The organism is Myxococcus sp. AM011 (genome assembly GCF_013372595.1).
Taxonomy (GTDB): domain Bacteria; phylum Myxococcota; class Myxococcia; order Myxococcales; family Myxococcaceae; genus Myxococcus; species Myxococcus eversor.
In genome coordinates this window covers 1-11,880 of record NZ_JABXEM010000322.1, presented here as the reverse complement: position 1 = coordinate 11,880, position 11,880 = coordinate 1, and the positions used below count along the sequence as shown (strand labels likewise).

Annotated in this window: 9 protein-coding genes and 1 pseudogene; 4 read left to right on the top strand and 6 right to left on the bottom strand. The window is 69.7% G+C overall.

Translation table 11 applies throughout. From position 1 onward, the window contains the following. Positions 1-182 precede the first annotated feature (182 nt). The 3 genes from HUW62_RS41420 to HUW62_RS41410 all read left to right on the top strand — a co-directional run bounded on the left by HUW62_RS41420 (position 183) and on the right by HUW62_RS41410 (position 2,839). Positions 183-665, top strand: coding sequence for an Lrp/AsnC family transcriptional regulator (locus HUW62_RS41420; RefSeq protein ID WP_176437567.1), 483 nt, complete (start codon positions 183-185; stop codon positions 663-665). After that, a complete protein-coding gene (locus tag HUW62_RS41415) occupies positions 662-1,879 on the top strand; it encodes a PLP-dependent aminotransferase family protein (RefSeq protein ID WP_163867729.1) in 1,218 nt (405 codons plus the stop codon). Before HUW62_RS41420 ends, HUW62_RS41415 begins: the two co-directional genes overlap by 4 nt. A 213-nt stretch (positions 1,880-2,092) precedes the next feature. Continuing rightward, positions 2,093-2,839 carry an SDR family oxidoreductase gene (locus HUW62_RS41410; RefSeq protein ID WP_163867730.1) on the top strand — a complete coding sequence of 249 codons (747 nt, stop codon included), beginning with the start codon at positions 2,093-2,095 and terminating at the stop codon, positions 2,837-2,839. 42 nt (positions 2,840-2,881) lie between these two features. On the opposite strand, the gene HUW62_RS41405 is transcribed toward HUW62_RS41410, so the two are convergent. From HUW62_RS41405 to HUW62_RS41390, 4 genes are all read right to left on the bottom strand, one after another. Beyond that, positions 2,882-5,236, bottom strand: coding sequence for a transglycosylase SLT domain-containing protein (locus tag HUW62_RS41405; protein ID WP_176437566.1), 2,355 nt, complete (start codon positions 5,234-5,236; stop codon positions 2,882-2,884). Between the two features lie 274 nt (positions 5,237-5,510). Further along, positions 5,511-5,969, bottom strand: coding sequence for an SRPBCC domain-containing protein (locus tag HUW62_RS41400; RefSeq protein WP_176437565.1), 459 nt, complete (start codon positions 5,967-5,969; stop codon positions 5,511-5,513). A 282-nt stretch (positions 5,970-6,251) separates the two neighbouring features. Then, positions 6,252-6,665, bottom strand: coding sequence for a hypothetical protein (locus HUW62_RS41395; RefSeq protein WP_163867733.1), 414 nt, complete (start codon positions 6,663-6,665; stop codon positions 6,252-6,254). 63 nt (positions 6,666-6,728) lie between these two features. Continuing rightward, positions 6,729-8,156: a S8 family serine peptidase gene (locus HUW62_RS41390; protein ID WP_163867734.1), complete on the bottom strand. Its 1,428-nt coding sequence runs from the start codon at positions 8,154-8,156 to the stop codon at positions 6,729-6,731. Positions 8,157-8,794: 638 nt separating this feature from the next. Between HUW62_RS41390 and HUW62_RS41385 the strand changes: the two genes are divergently transcribed. Beyond that, positions 8,795-9,589 carry a prolipoprotein diacylglyceryl transferase gene (locus tag HUW62_RS41385; protein WP_163867735.1) on the top strand — a complete coding sequence of 265 codons (795 nt, stop codon included), beginning with the start codon at positions 8,795-8,797 and terminating at the stop codon, positions 9,587-9,589. 106 nt (positions 9,590-9,695) lie between these two features. On the opposite strand, the gene HUW62_RS41380 is transcribed toward HUW62_RS41385, so the two are convergent. Together HUW62_RS41380 and HUW62_RS41375 are read right to left on the bottom strand one after the other, a co-directional pair. After that, positions 9,696-10,655: a sigma-70 family RNA polymerase sigma factor gene (locus HUW62_RS41380; protein ID WP_163867736.1), complete on the bottom strand. Its 960-nt coding sequence runs from the start codon at positions 10,653-10,655 to the stop codon at positions 9,696-9,698. Positions 10,656-10,658: 3 nt separating this feature from the next. Then, positions 10,659-11,831 (bottom strand): annotated as a pseudogene (locus HUW62_RS41375) (phytoene desaturase family protein); the annotation flags it as partial. Between the last annotated feature and the right edge of the window lie 49 nt (positions 11,832-11,880).

Genomic DNA, 11,880 nt, shown 5'->3' with positions numbered 1-11,880 from the left:
ATTAAGTCGTCGGCAGCGTCAGATGTGTATAAAAGACAGCCCCCCACGGGCGAACCGCCCTCCGAGCGACCTCCCACGTCGTTCGGACTTGCACTTCCGCCCCACTTGCTTATTTTGGACGCCAAATTTAATTTAGCTGTCGAAACGCTCGAGGACTTATAAAAATAAGGTCCATCCCGCCCATGCCCATGGATGAGCTCGACATACGCCTGGTAGACCTGCTGCAGCGCGACGGCCGCGCGACGCAGTTGGAGCTCTCCCGCGCGGTGGGGCTGTCCCAGCCGGCGGTGGCCGAGCGCATCCGCAAGCTGGAGGAGCGGGGCGTCATCACCGGCTACGCGGCGCGCGTCGACGCGACGAAGCTGGGCAAGGACATCACCGCCTTCATCGGGGTGAGCATCGAGCATCCGAAGTACTTCGAGGGCTTCGCCAAGAAGGTCCTCGCCCTGCCGGACGTGCTGGAGTGCCACCGCGTCGCCGGGCAGGACTCGTACCTCGTCAAGGTCAAGACGGCGAACACGCGGACGCTCGACTCGCTCCTCGTGGAGACGCTGCGCACCATCGCGGGCGTCACCCGTACCCAGACCACCATCGTCCTGTCTTCCATCAAGGAGGACACGCATGTCCGCGTGCCTCCCGAGCTCGCCAAGGAGAGTGAAAGATGAGCGCCGACGCCATGAGCGCACCGCTTCCCCCGCCACCGGTCTGGCGACTCGCCCAACGCATGTCGCGCATCAAGACGTCCGCGGTGCGCGAAATCCTCAAGGTGGCCGAGCGCCCGGACATCCTCTCCTTCGCCGGAGGCCTGCCCGCGCCCGAGCTCTTCCCGCTGGAGGCCATCGCCGAGGCCCACGCCAAGGTCATGGCCGAGGAGGGCCGCGCCGCGCTCCAGTACAGCACCACCGAGGGCTTCGCCCCGCTGCGCGAGTGGATCTGCACGCACCTGGCCCGCTCCGGCCGCGTGTGCGACGCGGACCAGATTCTCATCACCAACGGCTCGCAGCAGGGCATCGACCTGGTGGCCAAGGTGCTGCTGGACCCGGGCGACCTGGTCGTCGTGGAGAACCCCAGCTACCTGGCCGCGCTGCAGACGTTCGGCGGCTACGAGGCGAAGTTCGCCACCGTCGAGAGCGACGACGAGGGCATGCGCATCGACGACCTGGAGCGCGTGCTGGCCACGCACAAGCCGAAGATGCTGTACGTCGTCGCCAACTTCCAGAACCCCAAGGGCACCACGCTGTCGCTGGAGCGCCGCAAGGCCCTGGTGCGGCTGGCGCAGCAGCACCGCTTCCTCATCCTCGAGGACGACCCGTACGGCGAGCTGCGCTTCCGGGGCGAGCACCTGCCTTCGCTGGCCGCCTTCGACGACCAGGGCGTCGTCGTGTCGCTGGGCACCTTCTCCAAGACGCTGGCCCCGGGCCTGCGCATCGGCTGGGTGGCGGGCCCGCGCGACTTCGTGCGCAGCCTCACCATCGCCAAGCAGTCCACGGACCTGCACACCGCCACCGTCGCCCAGCGCGCCGTGGTGAAGCTGCTCCAGAACTTCGACTACTACAAGCACCTGGACTCGCTGCGGCCCGTCTACGGCGAGCGCGCCAACGCCATGCTGGACGCGCTCAAGGCCCACATGCCGGAGGGCATGAGCTGGACGCACCCGGACGGCGGCATGTTCCTGTGGGCCAGGCTGCCCCCCGGCATCAGCGGCGACACCCTGCTGCCCCGGGCCGTCGAGCAGAAGGTCGCCTTCGTGCCGGGCAGCCCCTTCTTCGCCATGAACCCGCGCTCGGAGTTCATCCGCCTCAACTACTCCAACCGGCCGCCCGACCTGATTGCCGAGGGCATGCGCCGGCTGGGCGCCGTCATCTCCGGCGCCCTGTAACCCCGCGCTGACACTTCAAGGCCGTGCCGCGCCGCGTCGGACTCCCCGACGCGGCGTTTTCATTTCCGCCCGAGTTGAATGCCGATTCAGGTTTCAACTTCTTCGACGCTGGCCAGGGAGGGCCGGGTTGCGTACCCTGCGCGGCGGGTTTCAACGGCGGTACGGAGCCCCGAGGTTCCCCAGCCGCCCCCAACACACCGGAGAGACAGACACATGCAGCTCAAGGACCTGAAGGTGGTGGTGACGGGTGGTGCCCAGGGCATGGGCGCGCACTTCGCGCAGCGGCTGGTGGAGGCGGGCGCGCAGGTGGCCGTGGGCGACGTCAACGAGGAGAAGCTGGCGGCGCTGCCCGCGAGCATCCACCGCCGCAAGCTGGATGTGTCGTCCGAGGACGACATCACGTCCTTCGTGAGCTGGGCGCACGGGGCCATGGGCGGGCTCAACGGCCTCATCAACAACGCGGGCATCCTCCGTGACGCGCTGCTGGTGAAGAAGGACCGGACCACGGGGCAGGTGAAGAAGCTGTCCACCGCTGATTGGAACGCGGTCATCGGCGTCAACCTCACGGGCGCCACGCTGATGGTGCGCGAGGTGGTGGCGAAGATGGTGGAGACGGACCAGGGCAACGGCGTCGTCGTCAACATGTCGTCCATCGCCCGGCACGGCAACCGCGGTCAGTCCAACTACGTGTCCGCCAAGGCGGCGCTCGCGGCGAACACCGTGACGTGGTCCCGCGAGTTCGGCCCGTTCGGCATCCGCGTGGGCGCGGTGGCCCCGGGCATGATTGAGACGCCGATGACGCAGGGCATGAACCAGAAGGCCCGTGACGCGCTGGTGGCCTCGATTCCCGTGGGCCGCATCGGCCTGCCCGAGGACATCTGGCTGGCCGTGAAGTTCATCCTCGAGTGCGACTACTTCAACGGCCGCACCATCGACGTGGACGGCGGCCTCAACTTCTAGGCCGCGTCATGGGCGCGTCTCCGCTTCATCCGGGGACGCGTCCTACCTGCGGCTGACGTCGCCCACGCGAGTCTGGTGCAGCAGCACGGGCTCGCCCTTGTAGAGCAGCTTGTAGGCGCCGTAGCTGCCGAGCACGTGCTTCACGTACTCGCGCGTCTCGTCGAAGGCGATGTGCTCCACCCACTCGTCCAGCTCCGCCTGCGGCAGCGCCTGACGCCAGCGGTCCACCGCCCTGGGCCCCGCGTTGTAGGCGGCCACCGCGTACGCCATGTTCCCGCCAAAGCGGTTGAGCAACTGTCCCAGGTAGGCCGAGCCCAGCCGGACGTTCTGCGCGGGCTGGAGCAGCGCCGCCTCCCCCACCTCGCCCAGCTTCAGCGAGCTGGCCACCTGGCGCGCCGTCGCGGGCATGAGCTGCGCGAGCCCCAGCGCCCCCGTGGCCGAGCGCGCCTGCGGACGGAAGCGGCTCTCCTCACGGATGAGCCCCTGCATCAGGTCCGGGTCCACCTTGGAGGCGCGCGCATAACGCTGGATGACGTTCCGGAACGCCAGCGGCCACGTCGCCTCCCACACGGGACGCGACGCCGCGCTCAGGGGCCCCTGCACTTCCTGGCGCAGTGACTCGCGCGCCACCTGCCGCGCGGCCCGCTGGCGCCCCGTGCGCAGCATCGTCTGGTAGAGCAGTCTCGCCGGCGCCTCCGGCAACCCTCGCGAGTTCACCGCGAGCAACTCCTCCGCCGCGCCCGGCTGCCCCAGTCGAATCAGCTCCACGCCCGCCGCGAAGCGCGCGTCATGGCGCAGCGGCCCAGGCGGAAGGGGCCACACCTCGTCCGGCGGCGGCGCGTCGTCACCGGCTCCAGGAGGTGGCGTCAGGCGCGTCAGCCGCTCCGGAGCCAGCAACGCCAGCCGCGAGCGCGCCAGCATCCCGTACCAGGTCGCGGGGCGCTCGGTCGCCAGCAGCTCGTATTCATCGAGCGCAGTGGCGTTCGTCAGGGGCATCGGCTCCCGCACCCGCGCGCGCCAGTAGCGGGAGCGCCACAGTGCCTCGTCCGTGCGAGACGCCGCGGGCAGCTTCTCCACGGCCTCCAGCGAAGCCAGCGCCGCGGCGGGAGCATCCTTCCGCGAGTGCAGCCAGAAGGCCCGGAACAGCGCCTCCGACGCGAAGTTTCCCGCCGGATAACGACGCGCCGTCTCCTCATAGCGCTCCAATGCGCTGTCGAGCTGTCCCGTCCGTTGGAGGAGCCACGCCTCGAAGAAGAGCGCGTCGTCGGCATATCCATGCTCGGGATAGTCACGCGCGAGCGTCGCATAGGTGTTGATGGCGGCCTTGGGGTCCACCACCGACTGCGAGTAGCCCAGCACGTAGAGCGCCTGGGGCCGCTGCTCGGCGGACATGCACTTCTCCGCCACGGGCGTGAGGAGCTGGATGGCGCGGCGGTGCTGCCGGTCCTTGCGCAGCGCGCGTCCGTAGGCGAGGTGCGCGCGACAGGACAGCTCGTCGGGCAGGTCCACCGAGGACATCACGCCCCACAACATGTCCATCGCGGAGGCATGGCGGTGCAGCTCCACCAGCGCCTCGCCCCGGCGCACCTTCCACTTGGTGGGCAACGGCAGGCCCTGCAACCGCTGACGCGCCCGCTGCGCCTCTCGCGACAGGGGGCTGGTGGCCCACACCTCCAGGAGCGCGCGGTGCTCCACGTTGTAGAGGCCCTGGACCCGCGCCAAATCACAGATGGCCAGGAGCGCCTTCATCCGCAGCGCGTCCGGCCCCCGCGCCTGTCGGCTGTCGATGAGCTCCTGGAGCGCCTGCAGCGCCCCGGGGATGTCCTTGCGACGCTGCAGCACGCGCGACAGGCTGAAGCGCGCCTCGGCATAGAGCGGCGAGCCCGCGCTCACCTCGCGGTACTGAGAGGTCGCCAGCTCCAGCCGACGCAGCTTCTCGTTCGCCTGCGCCGCCCACAGCAGGCAGTGGTCCTTCAGCGGGACGTAGTCGACGGCCAGCGCGGCGAACTCGTCCGCGGCGGTGGCGTAGTCCCTGGCGAACATCGAGCTCTGCGCGCGCAGGAAGCGGACCGGCAGCGTGGACTCCTCGTCCTTGAGCAGCGCACGCGCGCGGGCATGACGGCCCCGGCGCAGTTCGTCACGGGCCTTGGCGAGGACGCCTTCCGCGAAGTAGGGCGCGAGCTGCTCGGGCCCGAAGGACACCACCGACAGCTCCGCGCCAGAGGGCTGCTCCGCCGGAGTGTCGAGCAACTGCTCCAACTGCTCCTCCGACAACCCCTCACCCGGCCCGTCATCCTCGAGCGACTGCGCCCGAGCGGAACCCGCCCCACCCACCAGGCCCGCGCAGGCCACGCACATCGCCATGGCACCCACGCGCAGCCGACGTCGTCCATCCATGCATGCCCTCTTCCGCGATTCGGGCCCCTGAGGATTTGCACGCAGGGCAGACTTGGGACCGGGCGCCGGGCACGCCGAACGCACACGCGTCGTCCAGGCGATAGACGCGCGCGAAGTGTCCGCGCGTCACTGCTCGAAACACGACGGAACCGCGCGCTACACGTGGGTGCGCCTGCGCGGTGGTGGCGCGAAAGACCACCCGTCACACCGCATCATCCACGTGCGCCGGCGCCCCACCTCAAGTCCGCTCGGAGGAATGAGGACCGCCAGGCGCTCAGTGGAACGCGGTCACGGAGGGCTTCGCCTGCTCCGCCATCACCCGCTCCGCCAACGCGCGGTTCAGCGCTTCATAGGAGGACTGGAGCGTCTTCAACTGGCGCCCCGCCACCCACGTCACCACCCCGCTGAAGTCCTCGCCGTGGACCAGCCGCGTCCCCGTGCCCTCCTGGGACAACAGGAAGTAGTGACGTCCATGCATCAGTCCAGGGATGCCACCCGTCCACTCCAGCGCCCTGGGCGGCTCCACGCGCGACATCGTCGCCGTGAAGCCATACACGCGCCCCAGGCGCCCCGGCGGGCGGACCTTCATCTTCACATGCGCCCCACGCTCCACCCGGCCCCGCGCCTCCACCATCAACGGGTTCCACGTGGGATAGCGGGCGAAATCACCCAGCACCGCCCACACGGCGTCCGGCGGCGCGTCGATGAAGGCCTCGGTCCTGAGTCGAAACATTTTCGCCCCGCCTCTCGCGCCTCTGGTGACTGGCAGTCAGCTCCAGCCCCAGGCTGTCCTCTTTCAACCGACCCACGACGCATACATGCCCCGCGGGACGATTGCGGGATGACAGGCGAATCGCGACTTTCTACGCTAGTCAGGAAGAAGCGGAGAACCCGTGCGTTTCCCGAATTGGAAACGCGGGACGGCCGCGCACGGTGGAACGAACCACCAGGGCCGCCCTCCACGTCATTGGAGGGGAGCCCAGACCAGGGGTGCACGGCGAGGGGCACCCACCGCTTAGTAGAGGTCGACGGGCATCATGGCGCCCGCCTCGAACTCCGGAGCACGCCGCAGTTGGTCCAGCACGCGCGGCGCGCAGCGCAGGTGGAGCATGGGCAACGAGCCCGGCTCGCTCACCGAACGCACGGAGCCCAGGAGGTGGTGTGCCTCGAGCCAGCGCATGAAGCTCTCGTGGAAACGAGCGCTCTCCGCCAGCCCGGCCCGTTGGACCTCCGCCCGAGACAGGGGCGGAGGACGGGGAGGAGTGCGTCCACGAGCAGCCTTGGGCTCCTCGCGGGGCATGACTGTGACATCTATCCATTCAGGCTGCGTCCGCGCGCCGGCCAGGCCGGGCAACGGACGGACCGCCGAGGTGATGCGGGACGAACCCGCCGCGAAGCCGTCCCCCGGCTCGCCAATCTTTCTGCTCATGGCCTCATCCTCCTCCCCCGGGCCCGGCGCTCGACTGGCGCCGACCCCGGCTTCAACCCGCCGTCACCTGAATACAGCCAGGCCCTTGCCTGTCCGGTGTCCGCCTGAGCGAGGAAGTTTGACCGCATTGGCCAAAATCAAATCCCGCACCTCGAGCGCCGTCAAGTCAGGGGCACGGCATCGGTAGAGCGCCGCGATACCCGCTACATAAGGCGCCGCCATGCTCGTGCCACTCATTCGCTCGTAGAACGCCTGGTTGTTGCAGCGCCTTTCAGTGCTGGAATACACGTTCACCCCGTAACCCATGATGTCGGGCACGACGCGGCGCTCCACGACACCGCTGGCCGAGAAATGGGCCACGTTGCGCTCGAAGTCGACTGCACCGACGGCCAGGGACTCGTCAAAGGCGGCTGGATAACCAACCGAGTCGGGTCCACTGTTGCCTGCCGCGACAACAGGCAGCACGTTGCTGTCGAGCAGCCGACGAATCATCGTCTGGAGCGCGCGCTGGTTGAGCTTGTAGTCCGCCTCGGAGATGCCGGGAGGCGGCTTGAGCGGGAAGCCCAGCGAGAGATTGACGACGGCGGGACGGGTGACGTTCTGCGGGCTGCTGAACTGGTGCAGCAGCCACTCCATGCCGGCGGCCACGCGGCCCAGGCTGGTGCGGATGGTCTCCGACTCGATGACGGACGCGACGTAGAGGTCGACCTCCGGAGCGACGCCATGGTGCGTGCCCGCGGCGATGCCGCACACGTGCGTGCCGTGGCCATCCGGGTCGAAGCCGCGGATGTCGCGCGCCGGATTGTGCGGCGAGTTGGGGAACAGCGACACGTAGCGGAACTGGATGACCTTGGCGGCGTGCTCGGGGTGGTCGGCGTCCACGCCGGTGTCGAGCACGCCGAGCAGCACGCCCGCGCCGCGGATTCCCTGGGCGTGGGCCAGGGGCACACCGCTCTCCTCGGGCCACTCGCGCTCGGCCAGCGAGCTCATGCCCCGGTTGCGCGGACCGGACTGTCCCGCCGACACGGGGCCGGGGAAGGACAGGGGCACGACGTCGGGGATGAACTCGAAGTCGTTGGACAGCTCGCCGCGCGCCTCGCGCTCCGTGTCCTCCGAGTAGAAGTGGGCCATGGTGGCGCCGATGAGCGGCATGAAGCGGAAGCTGCCCGCCTCGCTGCCGGTCTGCTCCGTCACGGGCGCGCCCGGCAACGGCACCGTCGTGGAGTCGGCGCCGCGCGTGGTGGGACGCTTGATTTTGGACCCCTTCGCCACGCGCTTGCGCTCTTCCTGGCCGCTGATGGCCGGACGCGGTCCGGGCAGCGTGGCCGAGCGCAGGCCCAGCGACGACAGGGTGTCCGGTGCGCGGTTGGCGACCGCGAAGCGAAGTGCCGTGGTGCGCGGCAACACGCGCTCGCCCTGCTGCGTACCGCGAGGCCCGACGCGGGCCTGCGTTTCGATGGACTCCTTGGGAACCAACAGGTAGGACTTCATGGGTTGTCTACTCCTTGAACGACCGTGCAACGCTGGCGGCGTGAGGCAAGGGCCACCGGCACCCAAGCTGCGTCCGCCGCGCCCGGAGCCTCGCGAGAGCGGCGGATGTGGATGGCGCACGCGGGAGCGGCGCCGAAAACAGCCGGGTCCTCCTCCCCGGCGCATGAGACCTCCTCGCGGCATGGGGCAGCCCTCCGGCCCCCGACTCCCCAGGACTTCAAGGACGCCACCGCGTCCTCGCGTGCGAGCCGCCGTACACCCCGGTCCGTCGCCTTCACGGGCGCCCGACCTGCGGTGGCTGTGGCGCGCCCTTCCATGGCTTCGCTCTCTCCTCCAGGAATCCCCGGACCCATTGTGAGATTGGACAGGATGGGCCTGACAATTAAACCAGGGATTCCATGCTGTAGACGCATGAGCCCCCCTGAATCGGTCCTTGCGGGACTTTCCGGAGCGTCGGGAAGTATGAAGGAGGCCCCCCAGACTGCTCGGAGCGTCACAAGAGCGGTGTCCGCCAGCCGACCCGGGGCGTCGGAGGAGGCGGGGAGGGAGGGGGAAGTTCGCGTCCCCACAATTGTTCGCCTACGTCGCCCACGACGGATTAAGTGGGCGCAAGCGGTCCGTCCTTTGGAGCCATCGACGTGATTCCCTACTGGCATGCCCCTTCGCTGAAGCTGGGGCCCCTCACCATCGAGCCCTTCGGCATCTTCGTCGCCGTGGGCATCCTGCTGGCCGCGCGGTTGCTCGGTCGCCAGGCGCAGCGCCAAGGGTTGGACCCGACGCCGCTCGCCGACTACGCCCCGTGGGGCGTGGGCATCGGCGTGCTGGTGGGCCACTGGGTGCACCTGTTCTTCTACCACCCGGAGGAGCTGTCCAAGGGGCCGCTCCAGATTCTGAAGGTGTGGGACGGGCTGTCGTCCTTCGGCGGCCTGGTGGGCGGCATCATCGCGGCCATCTTCTTCTTCCGGCACCGGAAGCTGCGCTTCAACGACTACGCGGACGCGTTCGCCCTGGGCGTGGCGCCGGGCTGGGCGGTGGCGCGGCTGGGCTGCTTCGCGGTGCATGACCACCCGGGCGTGCGCACCGACTTCTTCCTCGCGGTGGCGTTCCCCAACGGGGCCCGGCATGACCTGGGCATGTACGACGCCATCGCCCTCTTCCTCATCTCCGGCCTGCTGTACGCGCTGCGCGACGTGGAGAAGATGAAGGGGCGACTGCTGCCGCTGCTCTCGCTGCTGTACGCGGCGTGCCGGTTCAGCTTCGACTTCCTGCGCGCCACGGACATGAACTACGTGGACGCGCGCTACTTCGGCCTGACGCCCGCGCAGTATGGCTGCTTCGCGCTGGTGGCCTATGGCGTGTGGGGGCTGTTGCGCCGCCGCGAGTCGAGCGCGACGTCAGCACCACCTGGGAAGACGCTGGGCACGGCGCGGTAGGGTGTGGTTCCGGGCCCTCGCGGTGATTCGCGAGGGCCTTCTGCTGTCTGGGGTATGGGCCGCGGGACTCCGCCGCGCCCTGGCGACTCCGCTGGGTCGGATCGACTCAGGCGGGTACGGGCATGCGCACGGCGGAGAGCTTGCGCGGTGTGAGCACCGAGTGGATGCAGGCGATGCGTCCGTCCGCTCCCAGCTCCACGCGCACCACCACGTTCGTGGCGAGCAGCGGGTCCTTCGCGGGCGCATACACCAGCGCCAGCGCGGGCAGGCCGTTGAGCCACTGGAGCTCCACCGCGAGGGGAGTCCCGCGCAGCTCCATCAGCCGCGTCAGGAACGTCAGCACGCGCTTCGCGCCCACCATGGGCACCTGGGCCGCGCGCACCTCGCCCCGGCCGTCCGTCAGCGTCAACACGTCGTGGGCGAGCAGTGCCTCGGCCGCCGCCACATCTCCCGACAGCAGCGCGCCGAGGAAGCCTTCGAGCGCCGTGCGAGTGCGCTGTTGGAGGTCCTTCGTCGGCAGGCAGCGCGCGCCGTCGTAGGCGGCCATGGCGGCGCGGGCGCGGTGATGCACCACCTTCACGTTGGCCTCGGTCATGCCCAGGGCCTCGGCGACTTCGTGCACGGTGGAGTCGAACACGTCGCGCAGGAGCAGCACGGCTCGCTGCTTGGGCGTCAGCGCCTCCAGCGCCAGCAGGAAGGCGAAGGAGACGCTCTCCAAGAGCTCGTAGCGGCCCTCCGTCGAGCCTCCACCCGGCAGCCTCGCCTCCACCGCGGGCGGCACCTCCTCGTCACCGGTCTCCAGCGGCGAGGGCAGCCACGGGCCGATGTAGCCCTCGCGTCGACGGCGGCGCAGGGCGTCTCGGGACAGGTTCAGCGCCACGCGTGTCAGCCAGGGGCGCAGCTCCTCGTGACGCTCGGGAGGAGAGGTCAGCGCGCGGGCGAAGGTCTCCTGCACCAGCTCGTCCGCGTCCGCCGCCACGCCCGTCATGCGGTAGCACAGGCCCCAGAGGTAGCGCTCGTGCTCCCGCGCCGCCTTCGCCAGTGCCCCGTGCGACACGTCCGACATGGCTCAGGCTCCCACCGCGAGGCGCGGCTCCTCGTGGCGCTGTCGCAGCAACGCGCGCTCCACCGACTCCGCGCTGGCGAAGGACGCGTCCACCAGCAGCCCCTCGGCGCCCACCCAGTCCCCCACGCGGTACAGGCCGCGCACGTGCGGCACCTCTGGCGACGGACGGCCCGCGAGGCCTCCCGACTTCGCCGTGGGAATCCGGTGGCTCACCACCAGCGAGGGGCGGAAGCGTCGGGCCACGAGGTGCGCGCGCCAGCCGGGTTGCAGCACGTCCATCACCGCCTCCAGCTCGGCCTCGGTCGCCTCGGAGTCGGGCGTCGCGAGGTACTTCAATACGTGCACCATGGCGCCTCCCTCCGGCCCCAGCTTCGCGAAGGCCGAGTGCACCGAGGCGTACCATGGACCATCGATGCCGAGCGCGAACAGCGCCTCGGGCCTGGGCAACCGCGACAGGCCCAGCTCCAGCGTGGCCGCTCTCACCGGCGTCGACTCGGCGGCCTCGCGCGCGAGAACCGTGTCCTCGGGCATGAGGCTGGACACGTCACCAGGACTGCCGGCCAGCACCACCGCGTCCGCCGCGCGCACGGTGCCGTCGCCCATTCGCAGGCCCTGGACCTGGCCCGACTGGATGACGACGCGGTCGACTCGCGCGGAGAGTTCCAGCGTGGTTCCGGCCTCGCGGGCAACGGACTCCACCGACGACACGAGCGAAGCCCAGCCCTCGTCGAGGTAGAGCACGTTCGCCTGGAGCGCGAGCTGGATTTGCGTCACCACGGCCTGCGCGCTGAGCGTGTCCACGTCTCCGCAGTAGGTGCCCAGGCGGGCCAGCGCGGCGACGAGGGCGCGCACGTCCTCGCGAGACATGCGGAGGTCCAGCCACTCACGCAGGGACACGTGCGCCAGGGTGTTGGGGTCGATTCGACGGAGGCTCGCGAGGAGTCGGCCCAACTCCAGCTTGCCAGTCAGGGGCAGCACGTCCGTGGTCATCAGCGACACGGGGCCACGGGGCAGCGTGTGAAGTCGGCCAGCGCGCAGGGCATAGCTGGCACCTGACTGGCCTGCGATTCCCCCCCGAGGCTTCACACCGAGGCGGCCGAGCACCCGCATGCCGGCTCCGGCGCGGTACAGGGCGTGCGGTCCCAGGTTGAAGCGGAAGCCCTCCACGTCCGAGGTCTGCGCGCGTCCTGTCTCTTATACACATCTGACGCTGCCGACGACTTAA

Excerpts from the sequence above, each read along its gene's own strand:
- HUW62_RS41420 (WP_176437567.1), top strand. The coding sequence starts at position 183 with ATGCCCATGGATGAGCTCGACATACGCCTGGTAGACCTGCTGCAGCGC.
- HUW62_RS41415 (WP_163867729.1), top strand. The coding sequence starts at position 662 with ATGAGCGCCGACGCCATGAGCGCACCGCTTCCCCCGCCACCGGTCTGG.
- HUW62_RS41410 (WP_163867730.1), top strand. The coding sequence starts at position 2,093 with ATGCAGCTCAAGGACCTGAAGGTGGTGGTGACGGGTGGTGCCCAGGGC.
- HUW62_RS41405 (WP_176437566.1), bottom strand. The coding sequence starts at position 5,236 with ATGGATGGACGACGTCGGCTGCGCGTGGGTGCCATGGCGATGTGCGTG.
- HUW62_RS41400 (WP_176437565.1), bottom strand. The coding sequence starts at position 5,969 with ATGTTTCGACTCAGGACCGAGGCCTTCATCGACGCGCCGCCGGACGCC.
- HUW62_RS41395 (WP_163867733.1), bottom strand. The coding sequence starts at position 6,665 with ATGAGCAGAAAGATTGGCGAGCCGGGGGACGGCTTCGCGGCGGGTTCG.
- HUW62_RS41390 (WP_163867734.1), bottom strand. The coding sequence starts at position 8,156 with ATGAAGTCCTACCTGTTGGTTCCCAAGGAGTCCATCGAAACGCAGGCC.
- HUW62_RS41380 (WP_163867736.1), bottom strand. The coding sequence starts at position 10,655 with ATGTCGGACGTGTCGCACGGGGCACTGGCGAAGGCGGCGCGGGAGCAC.